This is a genomic window from Variovorax paradoxus NBRC 15149, assembly GCF_001591365.1.
GTDB classification, from domain to species: Bacteria; Pseudomonadota; Gammaproteobacteria; order Burkholderiales; family Burkholderiaceae_C; genus Variovorax; species Variovorax paradoxus.
Window position 1 is genome coordinate 1190783 of record NZ_BCUT01000001.1, and the last position, 20695, is coordinate 1211477.

Here is a 20695-nt window from a genome sequence, read left to right on the forward strand (position 1 = left end):
ACTCAGGCCAGCGCCATGTCCGCGCCGCCTCGGGTGCGGCGCAGGCCGGTCCATTGCAGCTCGGCCAGCACCACCACGCACAGCGCCTGCGCCAGCACCCAGGCCGTGCCCAGCGCGGTCACCGCGAACGCGCCGCTCACCAGCAGCGCGATGCAGGCCACGGCCCAGCCGAAGTTGCCCGCCACCACAAGGCCGATCAGCGTGCGCGGCGGCGTGCGGCGGCTGGCCATCAAGGCCGCGGCGGCGGCATAGGCCAGCAGGAAGACACCGGTTCCCATGAGCAGCGGCGCCGGCAGGCCGGTCAGCCTGGCAAGCGCGCCGGTGAATACGACCTGCAGCGCACCGGTCGCGGCGCAGGAGGCGGCGTCGGCCCACATCACGTTGGGCAGGAAGCGGGGGGATGCAAAGACGGACATGCGGATCTCCTTCGGGTGGTACGCCGCAAGCCAGTCCTGCCGCGTTGGAGCCAATGATTCCGTTCGGCCTGCATCGCGTCGATGACCTGGGAGGTCATGGCGCGGCATCGGCACCGCGCCAGAATGCGGGCCATGAACACCACCCGCACCCACTCCACCGCTGCCGGCCAGCCCGGCGCGCGCGATCCGTTCGGCGCCCACCTGCGGCACTGGCGCACCCGCCGGCGGCTCAGCCAGCTCGACCTGGCCCAGGAAGCCGAGGTCTCGACCCGACACCTGAGCTATGTGGAGACGGGCCGCGCCGCGCCCAGCCGCGAGATGGTGCTGCGCCTGGCCGAGCGGCTCGACGTGCCGCTGCGCGAGCGCAATGCGCTGCTGGTGGCCGCGGGCTTCGCGCCGATGTACCGTCAGCGCTCGCTCGACGACCCGGCCATGGCCTCGGCCCGGCGCGCGGTGGACCTGGTGCTCAAGGGCCATGAGCCGTTCCCCGCCCTGGCCGTCGACCGGCACTGGAACCTGGTGGCGCACAACGCGCTGGTGCCGATGCTGATGGCGGGCGCCGCACCCGAGCTGGTGAAGGCGCCCATCAACGTGCTTCGCCTGAGCCTGCATCCCGAGGGCCTGGCTTCGCGCATCGCCAATCTCGCGCAGTGGCGCGCCCATCTGCTCGAACGGTTGCAGCAGCAGATTGCCGCCACCGGCGACACCGTGCTGCAGGCCCTGCACGACGAGCTCGAAGCCTATCCCACGCCCCAGGTGAGCCACGACACGCCCGCGGCCGACACGGAGCTTTCGGGCGTCGTGGTGCCCTTTCAGCTGGCCACGCCGAACGGCGTGCTGAGCTTCATCAGCACCACCACCATCTTCGGCACGCCGGTGGACGTCACTTTGCAGGAACTGGCGGTGGAGTCCTTCTTTCCGGCCGATGCGCAGACGGCCGCGGCGCTGGCTGCGCTGGCGGCGCAGCCGGCCGGTTGAGCGCCGCGCGCGCCTGCTGCTGCGCGGGGCCTTCGAAGTCGTCGACCTGGATCACCTTGTCGGCGGCCTTGAGGTAGGCCAGCGCCAGTCCCGGATCGGGCGCCGAGCCTGCGGCTTCCTCGAACGAGCGGGTGCGCCGCAGCGCCTTGTCGAGCATGGCCGCGGTGTCGCCGCCGAGCTGCTCGCCCAGTTCCATCGCATGCATCAGGTCGCGCAGGCCGCCGGCCGCGGGCTCGCTGAGGTCCGGCGCCAGCCGCTGGACGATGCGCGGATCGGTGCGCAGCAGTTCGGCCAGCGCCATCAGCTGCACGTCGCGCAGCGGCGCCAGGTGCGCGGTGCGGCGCAGCACCAGCGCGCCGATCACGCGCCGCCCGGCAGTCGGCAGGTTGGCATACAGGTCGCGCAGGATCTTCCCCGCCTCGTCCAGCTGCAGCCGGATCGCGGCCTGGGCAAAGGGCAGCAATTCGGGCGCCGCATCGACCCGGTAGCGCCATACGCTCGCGCTGGCCAGGTACAGGTGCGCGAGCACGTCGCCCAGCCGCGCCGACAGCAGCTCCATGCGCTTGAGCCTGCCCCCGAGCAGGCCCATGGCCAGGTCGGCGGTGAGCGCGTACTTGGCGCTCATGCGCGCGATCAGCCGCGCCTCGCGCGCCAGCGCCTCGGGCGGTTCGCCCACTACCGGCGCGCCGAACAGGCTGTGCCACAGATTGGCAGCCACGTGCCTGCCGTGCGCGACGAGCGCCCGGCCCAGCGCCTTCTCGTCGCGCGCCTGCACGGCCGCCATTTCGGCCAGCACATGCGGATGGCAGCGGATCGCGCCCTGGCCGAACACGATGAGCGCGCGCGTCAGGATGTTGGCGCCCTCCACGGTGATCGCGATCGGCGCCTGCCGGTACGACACGCCCAGCAGGTTCGACGGCCCGGCGATGATGCCCTTGCCGCCCAGGATGTCCATGCCGTGGTTCACGGCGCGCCGCCCGGCCTCGGTGAGCTGCACCTTGAGGATCGCGCTGGCCACGCTCGGCCGCTCGCCCTTGTCCAGCGCGGCCGCGGTGAAGCGCCGCGCCGCATCGCTCGCATAGAGCTCGGCCGACATCTGCGCGATCAGGCCCGCAACCGCATGGAACTTGCCGATCGGCAGGCCGAACTGCTCGCGGATCTGCCCATAGCCGTTGCTCACGTAGAGCGCCGTCTGCTGCATGGCCGAGCCGAGCGCGGGCAGCGAGATGGCGCGGCCCGCGGCCAGGCACTCCATCAGCATGCGCCAGCCCTGGCCCACCTGCTTTTCGCCGCCGATCACCCAGTCCACCGGCACGAACACCTGGCGGCCATGGATCGGGCCGTTCATGAAGGCGCTGTCCATCGGGCGGTGGCGCCGGCCGATCTCCATGCCTTCGTGCGGCACCGGAATCAGCGCGCAGGTGATGCCGAGTTCGCGCTCGCCCTCGGGCCTGCTCTCGTCCACCGCATGGAAGGCCAGCCCCACGACGGTGGCGACGGGCGCGAGCGTGATGTAGCGCTTGTCGAAGTCGACCAGGAAGCCGCGCGTGCGCCGGCCGCCGAATTCGCGCTCGACCATGACGCCGCGGTCCGGAATGGCCGCCGCGTCGGAGCCCGCGTAGGGCGAGGTCAGCCCGAAGCATGGAAGCTCGCGGCCATCGGCCAGGCGCGGCAGGTAGCGCACCTTCTGCGCGTCGGTGCCATAGCGCAGCAGCAGCTCCGCGGGCCCGAGCGAGTTGGGCACCATCACCGTCACGGCGGCGGCGATGTTGACGGTGGCGATGCGCGCCACCACCGTGGCGTGCGCGTAGTGGCCAAAGCCAAGGCCGCCGAACTCCTCGGGAATGATCATGCCGAAGAAGCGCTTGTTGCGCAGGTAGCGCCACACCTCGGGCGGCAGGTCGCGCGCCTGGTCGATGGCGTGGTCGTCGAGCATGCGGCACAGCTCGCACACCTCGCGGTCGATGAAGGATTGCTCGCGCTCGCTGAGCCGGTTGGGGCCCATGGCCGAAAGCAGGTCGAAGTCGGGACGCCCCGCAAAAAGCAGGCCTTCGAAGCCGACGGTGCCGGCCTCGAGCGCGGCGCGCTCGGTGTCGCCGAGCGGCGGCAGCGCCTTGGAAAACGGCTGCATGGCCCATCGGCCGATCAGAGAGGCCAGAGGCATGGCGTGTCTCCTTGTTCTCCGCGGCAAGCGGCGGAGAAAGGCCATCTTGTCAGAGAGGCCGGCTTTCCCGGCCGGCCAAGGGCGCCCCTGCGTGTCGGAGATTGCCGGGCAGCCGGATAAAAGTGCCACCCCAGACGCAAGAAAGCCCCGCCGAAGCGGGGCTCCCATCCATTGCGCGAAGCGCCCGAGGATCAGGCCGCGACTGCGGCGCCGGCCTCGGTCTTGTAGTCGTCGATCTTGTCGAAGTTCAGGTACTGGTAGATCTGCGCGCTCGATGCGTCGAGCACGCCCGTGGCGGCCATGTACTCCTCGCGCGTCGGGATGCGGCCCAGGCGCGAGCAGATCGCGGCCAGCTCGGCCGAACCCAGGTACACGTTGGTGTTCTTGCCCAGGCGGTTCGGGAAGTTGCGGGTGCTGGTCGACATCACCGTGGCGCCTTCGCGCACCTGCGCCTGGTTGCCCATGCACAGCGAGCAGCCCGGCATCTCGGTGCGCGCACCGGCATTGCCGAACACGCCGTAGTGGCCTTCCTCGGTGAGCTGGTGCGCATCCATCTTGGTGGGCGGCGCGATCCACAGCTTGACCGGGATGTCGCGCTTGCCTTCGAGCAGCTTGGAAGCCGCACGGAAGTGGCCGATGTTGGTCATGCACGAGCCGATGAACACTTCGTCGATCTGGGCGCCGGCCACGTCGCTCAGCGTCTTCACGTCGTCGGGGTCGTTCGGGCAGGCCACGATCGGCTCGTGGATGTCGGCCAGGTCGATCTCGATGACGGCGGCGTAGTCGGCGTCGGCATCGCCCTTGAGCAGTTGCGGGTCCGCCAGCCAGGCTTCCTGCGCGGCGATGCGGCGCGCCAGCGTGCGGGCGTCGGCATAGCCTTCGGCGATCATCCACTTCATCAGCGTGATGTTGCTGTTGATGTACTCGATGATCGGTTCCTTGTTCAGGTGCACCGTGCAGCCGGCGGCCGAGCGCTCGGCCGAGGCGTCGCTCAGCTCGAAGGCTTGCTCCACCTTCAGGTCCGGCAGGCCCTCGATCTCGAGGATGCGGCCCGAGAAGATGTTCTTCTTGCCTTTCTTCTCGACCGTGAGCAGGCCGCTCTTGATGGCATACAGCGGAATCGCGTTGACCAGGTCGCGCAGCGTGACGCCGGGCTGCATCTTGCCCTTGAAGCGCACGAGCACCGACTCGGGCATGTCCAGCGGCATCACGCCGGTGGCGGCCGCGAACGCCACGAGGCCTGAGCCCGCGGGAAAGCTGATGCCGATCGGGAAGCGGGTGTGGCTGTCGCCGCCGGTGCCGACGGTGTCGGGCGTGAGCAGGCGGTTGAGCCAGGAATGGATCACGCCGTCGCCCGGGCGCAGCGAGACGCCGCCGCGGTTGGCCATGAAATCGGGCAGTTCATGGTGCATCTTGACGTCGACCTTCTTCGGGTAGGCCGCCGTGTGGCAGAACGACTGCATCACGAGGTCGGCCGAGAAGCCCAGGCAGGCCAGGTCTTTCAGCTCGTCGCGCGTCATCGGGCCGGTGGTGTCCTGCGAGCCGACCGAAGTCATCTTGGGTTCGCAGTAGGTGCCGGGGCGAACGCCGGTGCCTTCGGGCAGGCCGCAGGCGCGGCCGACCATCTTCTGTGCGAGCGAGTAGCCCTTCTTGGTGTCGACCGGGCTGGTCGGCAGGCGGAACAGCGTGGAGACGGGCAGGCCCAGTGCTTCGCGCGCCTTGGCCGTGAGGCCGCGGCCGATGATCAGCGGAATGCGGCCGCCGGCGCGCACTTCGTCGAACAGCACGTCGCTCTTGACCTTGAATTCGGCAATCACCTTGCCGTCCTTGAGGGCCTTGCCTTCGTAGGGACGCAGCTCGACCACGTCGCCCATGTTCATCTGGCTCACGTCGAGCTCGATGGGCAGCGCGCCCGAGTCTTCCATGGTGTTGTAGAAGATCGGCGCGATCTTGCCGCCGAGGCAGACGCCGCCGAAGCGCTTGTTGGGCACGAAGGGAATGTCTTCGCCGGTGAACCACAGCACCGAGTTGGTTGCGCTCTTGCGCGACGAACCCGTGCCGACCACGTCGCCGGCATAGGCCACGAGGTGGCCGCGCGCGCGCAGGTCCTCGATGAACTTCACCGGGCCGCGCTTGCCGTCTTCTTCAGGGACGATGCCGGGGCGGGCGTTCTTGTGCATCGCCAGCGCGTGCATCGGAATGTCGGGACGTGTGGTGGCGTCGGGTGCGGGAGAGAGGTCGTCGGTGTTGATTTCACCGGCCACCTTGAAGATGCTGACCGTGATGCTTTGCGGCACTTCGGGACGGCTGGTGAACCATTCGGCATCGGCCCAGCTTTGCAGCACGCCCTTGGCGTGGGCGTTGCCCTTGTCGGCCTTTTCCTTGACGTCGTGGAACTGGTCGAACATCAGCAGGGTCTTCTTCAGGCCCTCGGCCGCCACGGCGCCGACTTCGGCGTCGTCGAGCAGGTCGATCATCGGGCTGATGTTGTAGCCGCCGAGCATGGTGCCGAGCAGTTCGGTGGCACGCGCACGCGAGATGAACGCGTTCTTCTCGGTGCCGTGGGCCACGGCCGCCAGGTAGCTCGCCTTGACCTTGGCCGCGTCGTCGACGCCGGCGGGCACGCGATGGGTGAGCAGATCGAGCAGGAAGGCACCGTCCTTGGCATTCGCGCTCTTGAGGAGCTCGATGGCTTCGGCGGTTTGCTTCGCGCTCAATGGCAGCGGCGGAATACCGAGCGCGGCGCGTTCGGCAACATGGTCAACGTAGGCTTGCAACATCTTCTTTTCTCCGGAAACTGGCTGGCTGACGGGCGTGCAGTACGGCAAGCAAGAGCCGCGCCGCACCGCACCCCGTGTGGGACTCTCTTACTTCTTGGCCGCGTCGGCGCCTTCGAACAGGCTCTTGGGCGGGTTCTTCTTCATTTCTTCGGCAAACGCGACCTGCTCGGCGGTCTGGCATTCGTCGGCAATGCGCAGGCCCGCCTTCTGGTTCATCAGCATCGACTTGTTGCCCAGCTGCAGCCACATGGCACCGGCACGGGGGTCTTCGAGGCGGATGGCACCGGTGCGGCTTTCGACCGGGTGCATGCGGTACTTCACGCCCTTGGTCGACACGTTGAAGAAGCCGGGCTTCTTCTCGTCGGCGTCCACGGTCACGTCGGCGCCGAGTTCGCACTGGGCCTTGCCGAGCGAAACGCGCTTGGCGACGGCCAGGTCGGCCTCGGTCAGCACGATGTTGGTTTCGTCGGCGATGGGCGTGACTTCCTCGACGGCCTTGGCGGCCTTGCGGGTGACCTGCTTCTTGGCGGGCGCCTTCTTGGCTTCGGACTTGGCGGCCGGCTTGGCGGGGGTGGTCTGCGCCGTGGCGGCGAACGGAAGCGCCAGGGCCATAGCGGCGATCAGGGCAATTTTCTTCATGGGTGTGTTTCCTTGAGGCTGGATTCGGAAGTTTCAGGAGGCCGCGAGTGCAAACCAGGTTTTGGCTTCTGGCGGCAGCGCGCGCCCTGTTGCGTGGGCACGCGTCAGCACTTGCCAGAAATGGCGATAGCTCGCGCGGTCGTGCAATGTGCCATCAATTTGCGTCGGAGCCCAATTTGCGAGGGCCGCATTTGTAATGATTTTTGTGGCAATTTGAATCTGCGCCTCATCGGGCGCAAATGCCTCCAGGATGGGCCGGATCTGGTTCGGATGGATGCTCCACATGCGCGTGTAGCCGAATTCGGCGGCCGCCTTGCGGGCTGCCAGGCGCATCGCGCCGGTGTCGTTGAACTCGGTGACCACGCAGTGCGAAGGCACCTTGCCGTAGGCATGCGCGGCGGATGCGATGGCCAGCTTGGCGCGCACCACCAGCGGATGCGTGAACTGCCCGGCCGCGCCCATGCCATCGGCGGGAATCGCGCCCGCATGGGCGGAAACGAAGTCCATCAGGCCGAAGCTCAGCGATTGCACGCGCGGATGCGCCGCGATCTCGAACGCGTTGTGCACGGCCAGCGGCGATTCGATCAGCACATGCAGCGGCAGCGCATCGGCATCGGCCGCCTCGAGCGCCGCCACCGCCTGCGCGACGTCGGCCACGGACTCCACCTTGGGCACCATCAGGTGGCTGAGGCGATGGCCGGCGCGGCCGGCGATGGTGATCACGTCGCCGGCAAAGGCGGGATGGTCCACCGGGTGAACACGCACGCCCACGCGCATGCCGGGCTTGGCGGCCAATGCCAGTTCGGTCACGAGCGCGGCATGCTCCGCCTCGCCGCCCACGGGGGCGCCGTCCTCGCAGTCGAGCGTCACGTCGAACACGCAGGCACCGAATTCATCGGCCATCTCGGCTTGCAGCGCGAGGCTCTTCTTCATGCGCGCCTCGACGCCGCTGTAGTGGTCGCACACCGGCAGGCTCACGGCCCCGGCCTGCGCGCCGAGCAGCACTTCAGCGGGATGGGCGGCTTTGGTCATGCTTTTTTCTGCGCCACGATGAACATGCGCGGGAAGGCGAGCAGCCGCTTGCCGTCGGTGCGCACAGGATAGGCCTGGTCCACGCGGCGCTCGTATTCGGCCAGGTAGCTGGCCTGCAGGTCGGCCGGCAGGCGGTCGACGAAGGGCTTGAGCCCCGTGCCGCGCACCCACTCGACGATGGCCGCGGCATCGGCCATGGGGTGCTGGTAGATGGTGTGCCAGACATCGACCCTGGCCGCGGCAGGCGCGAGCAGGTCGTAGTAGCCGCCGAGCGGCAGCAGCAAGGTGCGCAGCCGGTCGGCATTGCCGATGGGCTCGGCCCAGGGCGCCTCGGCCGCCACGGCGCGCATCAGGCGATGCGTGGGCTCCTCGCGGTTGTCGGGCATCTGGATGGCGAGCACGCCACCGGGGGCCAGCGCAGCGAACAGGCGCGGGATCAGCCGCTCGTGATCGGGCACCCACTGCAGGGCTGCGTTGGCGTAAATGAGGTCGGGCGCTTCGTCTTGCGGCGCCCAGGTCGCGATGTCGCTCAACTCGAAGCGTGCCTGCGGCAGGCGTTCGCGCGCGCTCGCCAGCATGGCTTCGGAGTTGTCGGTTCCGACGACTTTCGCCGTCGGGAACCGGTTGGCCAGCAGCTCGGTGGAATTGCCCGGGCCGCAGCCGAGGTCGACCACGCGGGCCGCCTCCGGCAACGGCACCCGCGCCAGGAGTTCCTGTGCGGGGCGGGTGCGCTCGTCCTCGTAGCGACGGTAGAGCGCGGGGTTCCAGTCGAGCATGCCGGCGGTCTTGGCTTAGATCAGGTGCGCAACGCCGGCCTGTTCGCCTTGCAGTTCTTCGAGCGTCTTGTTGATGCGTTCCTGGCTGAAGGCGTCGATTTCCAGGCCTTCGACCAGCTTGTACTCGCCGTTCTCGCAGGTGACCGGGAAGCCGAACATCGTGTCCTTCGGAATGCCGTACTGGCCGTCCGACGGGATGCCCATGGTGACCCACTTGCCGTTGGTGCCCAGGGCCCAGTCGCGCATGTGGTCGATGGCGGCGTTGGCGGCCGAGGCAGCCGACGACAGGCCGCGGGCCTCGATGATGGCGGCGCCGCGCTTGCCAACGGTCGGCAGGAAGGTGTTGGCGTTCCATTCCTGGTCGTTGATCATCTTGGCGACGCTTTCGCCCTTGATGGTGGCAAAACGGTAGTCGGCGTACATCGTGGGCGAGTGGTTGCCCCAGACGACGAGCTTCTCGATGTCGGCCACGGCCTTGCCGGTCTTGGCGGCGATCTGGCTGGCGGCGCGGTTGTGGTCCAGGCGCAGCATGGCGGTGAAGTTCTTGCGCGGCAGGTCGGGTGCGCTCTTCATCGCGATGTAGGCGTTGGTGTTGGCGGGGTTGCCGACCACCAGCACCTTGACGTTGCGGCTGGCCACGGCGTTGAGCGCCTTGCCCTGCGCCGTGAAGATGGCGCCGTTGACGGCCAGCAGCTCGGCACGCTCCATGCCCGGGCCGCGCGGACGCGAACCCACCAGGAGGGCGTAGTCGGCATCCTTGAAGGCGGTCATCGGGTCGCCATGGGCTTCCATACCGGCCAAGAGCGGGAAGGCGCAGTCGTCGAGCTCCATCATCACGCCCTTGAGCGCCTTCTGGGCCTTCTCGTCGGGGATCTCGAGCAGTTGCAGGATGACCGGCTGGTCCTTGCCGAGCATTTCGCCGGACGCGATACGGAACAACAGGGCGTAACCGATTTGGCCGGCGGCACCGGTGACGGCAACGCGGACGGGTTTTTTGCTCATGGGAAGACTCCAGAAGATGGTGAAACGGTATCGGCGGGCGCGCGTGGCGCCGATGGTCCTGCAGGGCGGGAATCCTTCCCGCGGCGCAGGCCGGCCCGCATTTTAAGCCGATTCAGCAGGCCTCGTCTTATGTCTTATATAAGATATGCTCCGGGGTTCCGCCACGGCGCACCCACCGCTGCCATGAATGCCCCCACCGTCCTCGAAGATTCTGCGACGCCCTCCTTCAGCCCGCTCTACCAGCAGATCAAGACGCTGATCCTGCAGAGCCTGCAGGCCGGCGAGTGGAAGCCGGGCGAGCCCATTCCCAGCGAGATGGACCTGGCGGTGCGCTTTCGCGTGAGCCAGGGCACGGTGCGCAAGGCCATCGACGAACTCTCGGCCGAAAACCTCGTGGTGCGGCGCCAGGGCAAGGGCACCTTCGTCGCCACGCACGCCGAGCAGCATGTGCAGTACCGTTTCCTCAAGCTGGTGCCCGATGTTGGCACGCCAAGCACCGAGGGTCCGGCCGAGCGCACCATCGTCGACTGCCGCCGCCAGCGCGCCTCGGCCGACGTGGCGCGTGCCCTGGGCCTGCGCACGGGCGACGCGGTGCTGCAGGTGCGGCGCGTGCTCGCCTACGGCGGCGTCCCGACCATCCTCGAAGACCTCTGGCTCCCCGGCGCGCCGTTCAAGGGCCTCACGGCCGAACGCCTGCGCGCCTGGCCGGGCCCGATGTACGCCATGTTCGAAACCGAATTCGGCGTGCGCATGGTGCGCGCCGAAGAAAAGATCCGCGCCGTGCTGCCCGATGCCGAGCAGGCCGCGCTGCTCGACGTGCCGCTGCAGATGCCGCTGCTCAGCGTGGAGCGCCTGGCCCACACCTACCACGACACGCCGATGGAACTGCGCCGCGGCCTCTACCGCACCGACACGCACCACTACCGCAACCAGCTCGGCTGAGCGCGCATCCAGATGGCATCACGACCCCACCGCATGGCAGCGCCGAAGATTCGCGCACAACACGCCGCGAACTCCCTAGCATCCGACTGCAGCGCTGCGCCGACGCGGGCACCTCCGCCACGCAATGGTGCATTGCAATAGAATTTTGCGTTGTTTGCATTCCGCAGAAGAAACAAAAGCGTTCGCTCTCAGAACAAGCCACCAAGCCACGAAAGCCTCCCCCCAATGACAGAGCTTGCAACTCCTCCCCGGCCGCCGCGCCGCGAATTCCGAAACATCAACGCCTTCACCGATCTCACGACCTACCGGCTGCCGCCGGCCGGCATCGTGTCGATCCTGCACCGCGTGAGCGGCGTGCTCATGTTCCTGCTGCTGCCGTTCATCATCTGGATGTTCGACACCTCGCTTTCGTCCGACTACTCCTTCGCCAGGTTCAAGGCCGCGTTCAACAGCAGCCTTGGTTTCGTTCCGGGCTGGTTCATCAAGCTGGTGGCTCTCGCGCTGATCTGGGCCTACCTGCACCACTTCATCGCCGGCCTGCGCCATCTCTGGATGGACGTGAGCCACGCCGCCGTCACCAAGGAGTTCGGCCAGACCTCCGCCGTGGTCACGCTGGCCCTGAGCATCCTGCTCACCCTGGTGCTCGGCGCCAAGCTGTTCGGCCTGTACTGAGAAGGAGCCAACCATGTCTGTGAACTACGGCTCCAAGCGCATCGTCGTCGGCGCGCACTACGGTTTGCGCGACTGGCTCAGCCAGCGCATCACGGGCGGCCTGATGGCGCTCTTCACGATCATCCTGCTCGCGCAGCTGATCTTCACGCGCGGCCCCATCGGCTACGACCTGTGGGCCGGCATCTTCGCCGCGCAGTGGATGAAGGTGCTGACCTTCTGCGTGATCGCCTCCCTGCTCTACCACGTGTGGGTCGGCATGCGCGACGTGTGGATGGACTACGTCCAGCCCGTCGGCATTCGCCTCGCCCTGCAAATTTTCACCATCGTCTGGCTTGTCGGTTGTGCGGGTTGGGCCATTCAAGTGCTTTGGAAGATCTGACCCCACCATGACCTACACAAAAGAACAAATCACCAAGCGCAAGTTCGACGTCGTGATCGTCGGCGCCGGCGGCTCCGGCATGCGCGCCTCGCTGCAACTCGCCCGCGCGGGCCTGAACGTGGCGGTGCTCTCCAAGGTGTTCCCCACGCGTTCGCACACCGTCGCTGCCCAAGGCGGCGTGGGCGCATCGCTCGGCAACATGAGCGAGGACAACTGGCACTACCACTTCTACGACACGATCAAGGGCTCCGACTGGCTCGGCGACCAGGACGCGATCGAGTTCATGTGCCGCGAAGCCCCGAAGGTCGTGTACGAGCTCGAGCACTTCGGCATGCCCTTCGACCGCAACCCCGACGGCACGATCTACCAGCGCCCCTTCGGCGGCCACACGGCCAATTACGGCGAGAAGCCCGTGCAGCGCGCCTGCGCCGCGGCCGACCGCACCGGCCATGCGATGCTGCACACGCTCTACCAGAAGAACGTCGAGGCACGCACCCAGTTCTTCGTCGAATGGATGGCGCTCGACCTGATCCGCGACGCCGAAGGCGACGTGGTCGGCGTGACGGCGCTCGAAATGGAAACCGGCGACCTGCACATCCTGCAGGCCAAAACCGTGCTGCTGGCCACCGGCGGCGCGGGCCGCATCTTCCAGGCCTCGACCAATGCCTTCATCAACACCGGCGACGGCCTGGGCATGGCCGCGCGTTCGGGCATTCCGCTGCAGGACATGGAGTTCTGGCAGTTCCACCCGACCGGCGTGGCCGGCGCCGGCGTGCTGCTGACCGAAGGCTGCCGCGGCGAAGGCGCGATCCTGCTCAACAGCAACGGCGAGCGCTTCATGGAGCGCTATGCGCCCACGCTGAAGGACCTGGCGCCGCGCGACTTCGTCTCGCGCTCGATGGACCAGGAAATCAAGGAAGGCCGCGGCTGCGGCCCCAACAAGGACTACGTGCTGCTGAAGCTCGACCACCTCGGTGCCGAGACCATCCACAAGCGCCTGCCCTCGGTGTATGAAATTGGCGTGAACTTCGCCAACGTCGACATCACGAAGGAGCCGATCCCCGTGGTGCCCACCATCCACTACCAGATGGGCGGCATCCCGACCAACATCAACGGCCAGGTCGTGATTCAGCAAGGCGAGCAGAACAGCGCCGTGGTGAACGGCCTCTACGCGGTGGGCGAATGCTCCTGCGTGAGCGTGCACGGCGCCAACCGCCTGGGCACCAATTCGCTGCTCGACCTGCTGGTGTTCGGCCGCGCGGCCGGCAACCATATCGTCGAGTTCAACGACAAGCTCAAGGAACACAAGCCGCTGCCGGCCGATGCCGCCGACCGCACACTGGAGCGCCTGAACCGCCTCGAGGCCGCCACCGGCGGCGAATACGCACAGGACGTGGCGGGCGAGATCCGCGCCGTCATGCAGCAGCACGCCGCCGTGTTCCGCAAGCAGGCCTCGATGGACGAAGGCGTGGTCAAGATCGCCGCCGTGCGCGAGCGCGTCAACGCCATTGGCCTGAAGGACAAGTCGAAGGTGTTCAACACCGCGCGCATCGAGGCGCTCGAAGTCGACAACCTGATCGAAGTGGCGCAGGCCACCATGGTCTCGGCCGCCGCCCGCAAGGAATGCCGCGGCGCGCACACGGTCGAGGACTACGAACGCCCGGCCGACGACCCGGTCGCGCCGCTCGGCCGCGACGACGCCAACTGGATGAAGCACACGCTCTGGTACAGCCAGGACAACCGCCTCTCCTACAAGCCGGTCAACCTCAAGCCGCTGACGGTCGACTCCGTTCCTCCCAAGGTCCGTACGTTCTAAGCAAGAACAACATCACAAGGTTTCACGATGAAGCGCACATTCCAGATCTACCGCTACGACCCGGACAAGGACGCCAAGCCCTACATGCAGACCGTCGAGATCGAACTCGACGGCCATGAGCGCATGCTGCTCGACGCCCTGATGAAGCTCAAAGCGCAAGATCCCACGCTGTCGTTCCGCCGCTCCTGCCGCGAAGGCGTCTGCGGCTCCGACGCGATGAACATCAACGGCAAGAACGGCCTGGCCTGCCTGACCAACATGCTCACGCTCAAGGGCACCATCGTGCTCAAGCCGCTGCCGGGCCTGCCCGTCATCCGCGACCTGATCGTGGACATGACGCAGTTCTTCAAGCAGTACAACTCGATCAAGCCGTACCTGCAGAACGACAACGTGCCGCCCGAGAAGGAACGCCTGCAGTCGCCCGAGGAGCGCGACGAGCTCAACGGCCTGTACGAGTGCATCCTGTGCGCGAGCTGCTCCACCAGCTGCCCGAGCTTCTGGTGGAACCCCGACAAGTTCGTGGGCCCGGCAGGCCTCTTGCAGGCCTACCGCTTCATCGCCGACAGCCGCGACGAAGCCACCGCCGAACGCCTGGACAACCTCGAAGACCCGTACCGCCTGTTCCGCTGCCACACGATCATGAACTGCGTCGACGTGTGCCCGAAGAACCTGAACCCCACCAAGGCGATCGGCAAGATCAAGGAACTGATGGTGCGCCGCGCCATCTGATCCCTTTCCGAGAGAAACCATGCAAACCGCCGCCGACCCGTCCGAGCCGATCAGCGAACGCGCGCTGAGCAAGCTGAAATGGCGCTGCCGGCGCGGCCTGCTCGAGAACGACCTGTTCATCGCCCGCTTCTTCGAGCGGCACGAATCCCGCATGACCAACGGCCAGGCGGGAGCGATGGAGACCTTGATGGACCTGTCGGACAACGACCTCCTCGATCTTCTCCTGCGAAGAAAGGAGCCCGAGCCCGCATGGGCCGGGGCCGAGGTGGTCGAGTTGCTGCAGCTGATGCGCACCGACGGCGCGCAGCGCCCCGCAACCTCCGTTTCCTCTTCGCCCTCCTGAATACTCCTCTGAAAGAAACCCGAAATGAAAGCTTCCGATACCAAGGCCACGCTGTCGTTCAGCAACGGCGGGGACAGCGTCGAACTGCCGATCTACAAGGGCACCGTCGGCCCCGACGTGATCGACATCCGCAAGCTCTATGCGCAGACCGGCATGTTCACCTATGACCCGGGCTTCATGTCGACCGCCGCCTGCCAGTCGGCCATCACGTACATCGACGGCGACAAGGGCGAGCTGCTGTATCGCGGCTACCCCATCGAGCAGCTCGCCACCAACTGCGACTTCCTCGAGACCTGCCACCTGCTGCTCTACGGCGAGCTGCCGGACCAGGCCAAGAAGACCAACTTCACCAAGCTCGTGACCAACCACACGATGGTCAACGAGCAGATGCAGTTCTTCCTGCGGGGCTTCCGCCGCGATGCGCATCCGATGGCCATCATGACCGGCCTGGTTGGCGCGCTGTCGGCCTTCTATCACGACAGCACGGACATCAACAATCCCGAGCACCGCGAGATCGCCGCGATCCGCCTGATCGCGAAGATGCCTACGCTCGTGGCCATGGCCTACAAGTACACCGTGGGCCAGCCCTACATGTACCCGAAGAACGAACTCAGCTATGCGGGCAACTTCCTGCACATGATGTTCGCCACGCCGTGCGAGGAGTACAAGGTGAACCCGGTGCTCGAGCGCGCGCTCGACCGCATCTTCATCCTGCACGCGGACCACGAGCAGAACGCCTCGACCTCGACCGTGCGCCTGTGCGGCTCGTCGGGCACCAACCCCTTCGCGGCCATCGCAGCCGGCGTGGCCTGCCTCTGGGGCCCGGCCCACGGCGGCGCCAACGAAGCGGCGCTCAACATGCTCTACGACATCCAGAAGGAAGGCGGCGTGGAGAAGATCGGCGAGTTCATCAAGAAGGTCAAGGACAAGAACTCGAACGTCAAGCTCATGGGCTTCGGCCACCGCGTGTACAAGAACTACGACCCGCGCGCCAAGCTGATGCAGGAAACCTGCAACGAAGTGCTGACCGAGCTGGGCCTGGAACAAGACCCGCTGTTCAAGCTCGCCAAGGAACTCGAGAAGATCGCGCTGGAAGACGAGTACTTCGTGTCGCGCAAGCTCTACCCGAACGTCGACTTCTACTCGGGCATCGTGCAGCGCGCCATCGGCATCCCGGTGCCGCTGTTCACCGCGATCTTCGCGCTGGCCCGTACCGTGGGCTGGATTGCCCAGCTCAACGAGATGATCGGCGACCCCGAGTACAAGATCGGCCGCCCGCGCCAGCTGTTCGAAGGCTCGCCCAAGCGCGACGTGCAGCCCATCGGCAAGCGCTGAACGCGCGCTGCTTGCGCTCAAGCCGGAAAGCTGCCCTCGGGCAGCTTTTTTGCGTCTTGGCTGACAGGGCCGGCGGCGGGGCGTCGATACGTTGTGCATCGGAGGCTCGACTTCGGGCCGCCTTTCTCAACGCCTTCAGGAGACCCGTCATGAAGCAACTTGCCGCGCTGATCGCCGTCGCTTTCACACTTGCCATTCCGCTGGGGGGCTGCAACACCTTCAGGGGTGCCGGCCAGGACATCCAGAAGAGTGGCGAAAAGATGGAAGACGCCGCCAAGAAGCGCCAGTAGGCACACCCGAGCCCCGCGCGCCCCGCCCCTCGCCGCAAAGCGAGGCGCGGGGCGTTTTGCCGTGTGGGGCGGCCGGAACTCGTCGCCCCAGGGCAATGAACCCATCGCACATGGCGATGGCAGGGCCATCAAAACCCTGGGAAAATGACGAACTCATCGCCAGACGCGATGCCCAAAGCCCCATGAGCACTTCCGAACGCAATTTCGCCCGGCGCATCGACCTCACGTCGCTGCAGCTGTTCGTGGCCGTTTGCGAACTCGGCAGCATCGGGCGCGCCGCGGAGCGTGAATTCATTGCCGCCTCGGCCATCAGCAAGCGGCTGTCGGACCTGGAAGCCACGCTGGGCACCACCCTGCTCTACCGCCATGCGCGCGGCGTCGATCTTTCCCCCGCGGGCGAAAGCCTGCTGCACCATGCGCGCTCGGTGCTCTACAGCCTCGAGAAGATGCAGGGCGAGCTCAGCGAATACGCCGAGGGCGTGCGCGGCCACGTGCGCGTGCATGCCAACATCTCGGCCATCGTGCAGTTCCTGCCGGAAGACCTCGGCGCCTTCACGCGCGAGCACGATGCGATCAAGATCGACCTCGAAGAGCACTTGAGCAACGAAGTGGTGCGCGCGGTCCAGGAAGGCGCGGCCGACCTCGGCATCTGCCACATACCCGACGGCACGAACGAGCTGCAGACCCTGCCCTACCGCCACGACCGGCTGGTGCTGATCGCGCCCGCCGGGCATCCGCTCACGGCGACGCAGGGGCCGATCGACTTTGCCGCCTCGCTCGATTTCGACCACGTCGGCCTGCACACCAACAGCTCGATCTACGTGGCCATGCACCAGGCCGCGCTCGAGGCGGGCCGCAGCGTGAAGCTGCGCATCCACGTGACCGGGCTGGACGCCATGTGCCGCATGATCGACAACGGCCTGGGCGTCGGCGTGATGCCGCAGCGCGCCTTCGAGCTGCTGCAGGCGGGCATCGGCAGCCGCCTTCGCAGCGTGACGCTCAACGACGCCTGGTCCCGGCGCGAGATCCGCCTGGCGGCGCGCGACTTCTCCACCCTGCCGGTGGCCGCGCGCACGCTGGTCAACCACCTGCACACGCCGGCGGCGGCCGCCGAGCCGCTCGCCGCCTAGAACGCAAGACAATCACCTCCCCACGAAAGACAAGAGAAGATAACGACATGGCACGCACGCTCTACGACAAGATCTGGGACGAACACGTCGTCCACACCGAGGAAGACGGCACCGCGATCCTCTACATCGACCGCCACCTGGTGCACGAAGTCACCAGCCCGCAGGCCTTCGAGGGCCTGCGCGAGGCCGGCCGCAAGCTGTGGCGCATCAGCTCGGTGGTGGCCACGGCCGACCACAACACGCCCACCACCGGCTGGGAGCGCGGCTACGAAGGCATTGCCGATCCGACCAGCAAGGAGCAGGTCACCACGCTCGACAAGAACATCGCGGAATTCGGCGCCGCCGCGTTCTTTCCATTCCTGAGCAAGCGCCAGGGCATCGTGCACGTGATCGGCCCTGAATCGGGCGCCACGCTGCCGGGCATGACGGTGGTCTGCGGCGACTCGCACACCTCCACCCACGGCGCCTTCGGTGCGCTCGCGCACGGCATCGGCACCAGCGAGGTCGAGCACGTCATGGCCACGCAGACGCTGCTCGGCAAGAAGGCGAAGAACATGCTCGTGAAGGTCGAGGGCAAGCTGCCTTTCGGCTGCACCGCCAAGGACATCGTGCTGGCCATCATCGGCAAGATCGGCACGGCCGGCGGCACGGGCTACACGATCGAATTCGCAGGCTCGGCCATCCGCGACCTGAGCATGGAAGGCCGCATGACGGTCTGCAACATGGCCATCGAGGCCGGTGCGCGCGCCGGCCTCGTGGCGGTCGACGAAAAGACCATCGGCTACATCAAGGGCCGGCCGCTCGCGCCCACCGGTGTGGAGTGGGACCAGGCCGTGGCCTACTGGCGCACGCTGCAGTCCGACCCCCACGCCGCGTTCGACGCCGTGGTCGAGCTCGACGCCACGCAGATCCAGCCGCAGGTCACCTGGGGCACCTCGCCCGAGATGGTGGTCGACATCAACGGCCGCGTGCCCGATCCCGACAAGGAAAAGGACGCCAGCAAGCGCAGCGCCATCGAGCGCGCGCTGGTCTACATGGGCCTGGAGCCGAACAAGGCAATGAACGACATCTTCGTCGACAAGGTGTTCATCGGCTCGTGCACCAACAGCCGCATCGAGGACATGCGCGAAGCCGCCGCCGTGGTGAAGAAGCTCGGCCAGAAGGTGGCCAAGAACGTCAAGCTCGCGATGGTGGTGCCCGGCTCGGGCGTGGTGAAGGAACAGGCCGAGCGCGAAGGGCTCGATGTGATCTTCAAGGCCGCGGGATTCGAATGGCGCGAGCCCGGCTGCTCGATGTGCCTGGCGATGAACGCCGACCGCCTGGAACCCGGCGAGCGCTGCGCCTCCACCAGCAACCGCAACTTCGAAGGCCGCCAGGGCGCCGGCGGCCGCACCCACCTCGTGAGCCCGGCCATGGCCGCCGCTGCCGCGGTGCACGGCCACTTCGTCGACGTGCGCACCTTCGCCTGAACACAGAGAGAAATTCACATGCAGAAATTCACCGTGCACAAGGGCCTCGTGGCCCCGATGGACCGCGAGAACGTCGACACCGACGCGATCATTCCGAAGCAGTTCCTCAAGTCGATCCGCAAGACCGGCTTCGGCCAGAACCTGTTCGACGAATGGCGTTACCTGGACGCCGGCTTTCCGGGCCAGGACCCGCAAAGCCGCAAGCCCAACCCCGACTTCGTGCTGAACCAGCCGCGCTATGCCGGCGCCTCGATCCTCTTGGCGCGCAAGAACTTCGGCTGCGGCTCGTCGCGCGAGCACGCGCCGTGGGCGCTCGACCAGTACGGCTTCCGCGCGATCATCGCGCCGAGCTATGCCGACATCTTCTTCAACAACAGCTTCAAGAACGGCCTGCTGCCGATCGTGCTGCCCGAGGCGCAGGTGGCGCAGCTGTTCGACGAGACCTTCGCCTTTCCCGGCTACACGCTCACCATCGACCTGGAGCGCCAGGTGGTCGTGAAGCCCGATGGCGGCGAGTTCGCGTTCGACGTGCAGGCCTTCCGCAAGTACTGCCTGATCAACGGCCTGGACGACATCGGCCTCACGCTGCGCCACAAGGACAAGATCAAGGCCTTCGAGGCCGAGCGGCTGGCGCAGAAGCCCTGGCTCGCGCACACGATGATCTCGTGATCGACCGCATTTCCTTTCTCTAGAAACTTCAGACCCCAATCATGAAAATCGCAGTTCTCCCGGGCGACGGCATCGGCACCGAAATCGTGGCCGAAGCCATCCGCGTGCTCGACGCGCTCGACCTCTCCTTCGAGATGGAAACCGCGCTGGTCGGCGGCGCGGCCTACGAGGCCCACGGCCACCCGCTGCCCGAAGCCACGCTCAAGCTCGCCAAGGAAGCCGATGCAGTGCTGTTCGGTGCGGTCGGCGACTGGAAGTACGACAAGCTCGACCGACCGCTGCGCCCCGAGCAGGCCATCCTGGGCCTGCGCAAGAACCTGGGTCTGTTCGCGAACTTCCGCCCGGCCATCTGCTACGAGCAGCTGGTGGGCGCCTCGAGCCTCAAGCCCGAGCTGATTGCGGGCCTGGACATCCTCATCATCCGCGAGCTCACCGGCGACATCTACTTCGGCCAGCCGCGCGGCCGCCGCACGGCCGTCGACGGGCATTTCCCGGGTGCCGACGAAGCCTTCGACACCATGCGCTACTCGCGCCCCGAGGTCGAGCGCATCGCCCGCGTGGCCTTCGAGGCCGCGCGCAAGCGCAGCAAGCGCGTGACCAGCGTCGACAAGGCCAACGTGCTGGAGACCTTCCAGTTCTGGAAGGACATCGTGACCGAGGTGCACAAGGACTATCCGGACATCGAGCTCGACCACATGTACGTCGACAACGCGGCCATGCAGCTCGTGAAGGCGCCCAAGAAGTTCGACGTGATCGTCACCGGCAACATGTTCGGCGACATCCTCTCGGACGAGGCCGCCATGCTCACCGGCTCCATCGGCATGCTGCCCTCGGCGTCGCTCAATTCGAGCAACCAGGGCCTGTACGAGCCCAGCCACGGCAGCGCACCCGACATTGCGGGCAAAGGGGTTGCCAATCCATTGGCTACAATACTGTCCGCTGCCATGATGCTCCGTTTTTCACTCAACCAAGCCGAAGCTGCCGACCGGATCGAGTCGGCGGTCAAGCACGTGCTCGCCTCCGGGCTGCGCACCGGTGACATCTGGTCAGAAGGCACGAAGCGCGTCGGCACCCGCGAAATGGGCGACGCGGTTGTTGCAGCAATCACCAAAAAGACGATTACCGGCTAACCGC

The 20695-nt window shown here is 66.8% G+C and carries 20 protein-coding genes; 13 read left to right on the forward strand and 7 right to left on the reverse strand.

What is annotated here, in order from left to right; all coding sequences use genetic code 11:
- Positions 1 to 2: 2 nt before the first annotated feature.
- Positions 3 to 416 (reverse strand): hypothetical protein, encoded by a 414-nt coding sequence (locus tag VPA02S_RS05665; protein WP_018903270.1) that lies wholly within the window; start codon positions 414 to 416, stop codon positions 3 to 5.
- A gap of 132 nt (positions 417 to 548) precedes the next feature.
- Here VPA02S_RS05665 and VPA02S_RS05670 point away from each other — a divergent pair, with 132 nt between their 5' ends.
- Positions 549 to 1394, forward strand: coding sequence for a helix-turn-helix domain-containing protein (locus VPA02S_RS05670; RefSeq protein WP_062362735.1), 846 nt, complete (start codon positions 549 to 551; stop codon positions 1392 to 1394).
- Here VPA02S_RS05670 and VPA02S_RS05675 read toward each other — a convergent pair.
- The 6 genes from VPA02S_RS05675 to VPA02S_RS05700 all read right to left on the reverse strand — a co-directional run bounded on the left by VPA02S_RS05675 (position 1300) and on the right by VPA02S_RS05700 (position 9787).
- A complete protein-coding gene (locus tag VPA02S_RS05675; RefSeq protein ID WP_062362738.1) occupies positions 1300 to 3558 on the reverse strand; it encodes an acyl-CoA dehydrogenase in 2259 nt (752 codons plus the stop codon). The two genes, VPA02S_RS05670 and VPA02S_RS05675, sit on opposite strands and share 95 nt — an antisense overlap.
- Positions 3559 to 3749: 191 nt before the next feature.
- Positions 3750 to 6338, reverse strand: a complete 2589-nt coding sequence (locus VPA02S_RS05680; protein ID WP_062362741.1) for a bifunctional aconitate hydratase 2/2-methylisocitrate dehydratase — start codon at positions 6336 to 6338, stop codon at positions 3750 to 3752.
- A gap of 87 nt (positions 6339 to 6425) precedes the next feature.
- A complete protein-coding gene (locus tag VPA02S_RS05685; protein WP_012746580.1) occupies positions 6426 to 6977 on the reverse strand; it encodes a hypothetical protein in 552 nt (183 codons plus the stop codon).
- Positions 6978 to 7010: 33 nt separating this feature from the next.
- Positions 7011 to 8009, reverse strand: a complete 999-nt coding sequence (locus VPA02S_RS05690; RefSeq protein ID WP_012746579.1) for an HpcH/HpaI aldolase/citrate lyase family protein — start codon at positions 8007 to 8009, stop codon at positions 7011 to 7013.
- Positions 8006 to 8785, reverse strand: a complete 780-nt coding sequence (gene tam / locus VPA02S_RS05695) for a trans-aconitate 2-methyltransferase (protein ID WP_062362744.1) — start codon at positions 8783 to 8785, stop codon at positions 8006 to 8008. The genes VPA02S_RS05690 and tam overlap by 4 nt, the downstream gene beginning before the upstream one ends.
- Positions 8786 to 8800: 15 nt before the next feature.
- On the reverse strand, positions 8801 to 9787 hold the full coding sequence (locus VPA02S_RS05700) for a malate dehydrogenase (protein WP_012746577.1): 987 nt from the start codon (positions 9785 to 9787) through the stop codon (positions 8801 to 8803).
- A 183-nt stretch (positions 9788 to 9970) separates the two neighbouring features.
- On the opposite strand from VPA02S_RS05700, the gene VPA02S_RS05705 reads away from it, so the two are divergent.
- From VPA02S_RS05705 to leuB, 12 genes are all read left to right on the forward strand, one after another.
- Positions 9971 to 10729: a GntR family transcriptional regulator gene (locus VPA02S_RS05705; RefSeq protein WP_080515726.1), complete on the forward strand. Its 759-nt coding sequence runs from the start codon at positions 9971 to 9973 to the stop codon at positions 10727 to 10729.
- Positions 10730 to 10954: 225 nt separating this feature from the next.
- The gene (gene sdhC, locus VPA02S_RS05710) at positions 10955 to 11401 is read left to right on the forward strand and encodes a succinate dehydrogenase, cytochrome b556 subunit (protein WP_062362747.1); all 447 of its coding nucleotides are present in this window, start codon (positions 10955 to 10957) and stop codon (positions 11399 to 11401) included.
- A 13-nt stretch (positions 11402 to 11414) separates the two neighbouring features.
- The gene (gene sdhD / locus VPA02S_RS05715) at positions 11415 to 11780 is read left to right on the forward strand and encodes a succinate dehydrogenase, hydrophobic membrane anchor protein (RefSeq protein WP_012746574.1); all 366 of its coding nucleotides are present in this window, start codon (positions 11415 to 11417) and stop codon (positions 11778 to 11780) included.
- A 7-nt stretch (positions 11781 to 11787) separates the two neighbouring features.
- Entirely contained in the window at positions 11788 to 13596 is a 1809-nt protein-coding gene (gene sdhA, locus VPA02S_RS05720; RefSeq protein ID WP_018903263.1) for a succinate dehydrogenase flavoprotein subunit, read from the forward strand.
- A gap of 27 nt (positions 13597 to 13623) precedes the next feature.
- A complete protein-coding gene (locus VPA02S_RS05725; RefSeq protein WP_012746572.1) occupies positions 13624 to 14325 on the forward strand; it encodes a succinate dehydrogenase iron-sulfur subunit in 702 nt (233 codons plus the stop codon).
- Positions 14326 to 14344: 19 nt separating this feature from the next.
- Positions 14345 to 14668: an FAD assembly factor SdhE gene (locus VPA02S_RS05730; RefSeq protein ID WP_012746571.1), complete on the forward strand. Its 324-nt coding sequence runs from the start codon at positions 14345 to 14347 to the stop codon at positions 14666 to 14668.
- A 24-nt stretch (positions 14669 to 14692) separates the two neighbouring features.
- Complete coding sequence (gene gltA, locus VPA02S_RS05735) at positions 14693 to 16003, forward strand: citrate synthase (RefSeq protein WP_012746570.1); 1311 nt, start codon at positions 14693 to 14695, stop codon at positions 16001 to 16003.
- Between the two features lie 149 nt (positions 16004 to 16152).
- Positions 16153 to 16293: an entericidin A/B family lipoprotein gene (locus tag VPA02S_RS05740; RefSeq protein WP_012746569.1), complete on the forward strand. Its 141-nt coding sequence runs from the start codon at positions 16153 to 16155 to the stop codon at positions 16291 to 16293.
- 182 nt (positions 16294 to 16475) lie between these two features.
- On the forward strand, positions 16476 to 17423 hold the full coding sequence (locus VPA02S_RS05745) for a LysR family transcriptional regulator (protein WP_062362750.1): 948 nt from the start codon (positions 16476 to 16478) through the stop codon (positions 17421 to 17423).
- Positions 17424 to 17470: 47 nt separating this feature from the next.
- Positions 17471 to 18892: a 3-isopropylmalate dehydratase large subunit gene (gene leuC / locus VPA02S_RS05750; protein ID WP_062362753.1), complete on the forward strand. Its 1422-nt coding sequence runs from the start codon at positions 17471 to 17473 to the stop codon at positions 18890 to 18892.
- 18 nt (positions 18893 to 18910) lie between these two features.
- Positions 18911 to 19561, forward strand: coding sequence for a 3-isopropylmalate dehydratase small subunit (gene leuD, locus VPA02S_RS05755; protein WP_062362756.1), 651 nt, complete (start codon positions 18911 to 18913; stop codon positions 19559 to 19561).
- A gap of 41 nt (positions 19562 to 19602) precedes the next feature.
- Positions 19603 to 20691 carry a 3-isopropylmalate dehydrogenase gene (gene leuB / locus VPA02S_RS05760; RefSeq protein WP_012746565.1) on the forward strand — a complete coding sequence of 363 codons (1089 nt, stop codon included), beginning with the start codon at positions 19603 to 19605 and terminating at the stop codon, positions 20689 to 20691.
- The last annotated feature ends 4 nt before the right edge of the window (positions 20692 to 20695 follow it).

Coding starts and splice junctions, on each gene's coding strand:
- leuD (WP_062362756.1), top strand. CDS start 18,911: ATGCAGAAATTCACCGTGCACAAGGGCCTCGTGGCCCCGATGGACCGC.
- leuC (WP_062362753.1), top strand. CDS start 17,471: ATGGCACGCACGCTCTACGACAAGATCTGGGACGAACACGTCGTCCAC.
- sdhD (WP_012746574.1), top strand. CDS start 11,415: ATGTCTGTGAACTACGGCTCCAAGCGCATCGTCGTCGGCGCGCACTAC.
- VPA02S_RS05690 (WP_012746579.1), bottom strand. CDS start 8,009: ATGACCAAAGCCGCCCATCCCGCTGAAGTGCTGCTCGGCGCGCAGGCC.
- leuB (WP_012746565.1), top strand. CDS start 19,603: ATGAAAATCGCAGTTCTCCCGGGCGACGGCATCGGCACCGAAATCGTG.
- VPA02S_RS05730 (WP_012746571.1), top strand. CDS start 14,345: ATGCAAACCGCCGCCGACCCGTCCGAGCCGATCAGCGAACGCGCGCTG.
- VPA02S_RS05700 (WP_012746577.1), bottom strand. CDS start 9,787: ATGAGCAAAAAACCCGTCCGCGTTGCCGTCACCGGTGCCGCCGGCCAA.
- VPA02S_RS05705 (WP_080515726.1), top strand. CDS start 9,971: ATGAATGCCCCCACCGTCCTCGAAGATTCTGCGACGCCCTCCTTCAGC.
- VPA02S_RS05675 (WP_062362738.1), bottom strand. CDS start 3,558: ATGCCTCTGGCCTCTCTGATCGGCCGATGGGCCATGCAGCCGTTTTCC.
- VPA02S_RS05670 (WP_062362735.1), top strand. CDS start 549: ATGAACACCACCCGCACCCACTCCACCGCTGCCGGCCAGCCCGGCGCG.
- tam (WP_062362744.1), bottom strand. CDS start 8,785: ATGCTCGACTGGAACCCCGCGCTCTACCGTCGCTACGAGGACGAGCGC.
- VPA02S_RS05725 (WP_012746572.1), top strand. CDS start 13,624: ATGAAGCGCACATTCCAGATCTACCGCTACGACCCGGACAAGGACGCC.
- VPA02S_RS05680 (WP_062362741.1), bottom strand. CDS start 6,338: ATGTTGCAAGCCTACGTTGACCATGTTGCCGAACGCGCCGCGCTCGGT.
- sdhA (WP_018903263.1), top strand. CDS start 11,788: ATGACCTACACAAAAGAACAAATCACCAAGCGCAAGTTCGACGTCGTG.
- gltA (WP_012746570.1), top strand. CDS start 14,693: ATGAAAGCTTCCGATACCAAGGCCACGCTGTCGTTCAGCAACGGCGGG.
- VPA02S_RS05685 (WP_012746580.1), bottom strand. CDS start 6,977: ATGAAGAAAATTGCCCTGATCGCCGCTATGGCCCTGGCGCTTCCGTTC.
- VPA02S_RS05740 (WP_012746569.1), top strand. CDS start 16,153: ATGAAGCAACTTGCCGCGCTGATCGCCGTCGCTTTCACACTTGCCATT.
- VPA02S_RS05665 (WP_018903270.1), bottom strand. CDS start 416: ATGTCCGTCTTTGCATCCCCCCGCTTCCTGCCCAACGTGATGTGGGCC.
- sdhC (WP_062362747.1), top strand. CDS start 10,955: ATGACAGAGCTTGCAACTCCTCCCCGGCCGCCGCGCCGCGAATTCCGA.
- VPA02S_RS05745 (WP_062362750.1), top strand. CDS start 16,476: ATGAGCACTTCCGAACGCAATTTCGCCCGGCGCATCGACCTCACGTCG.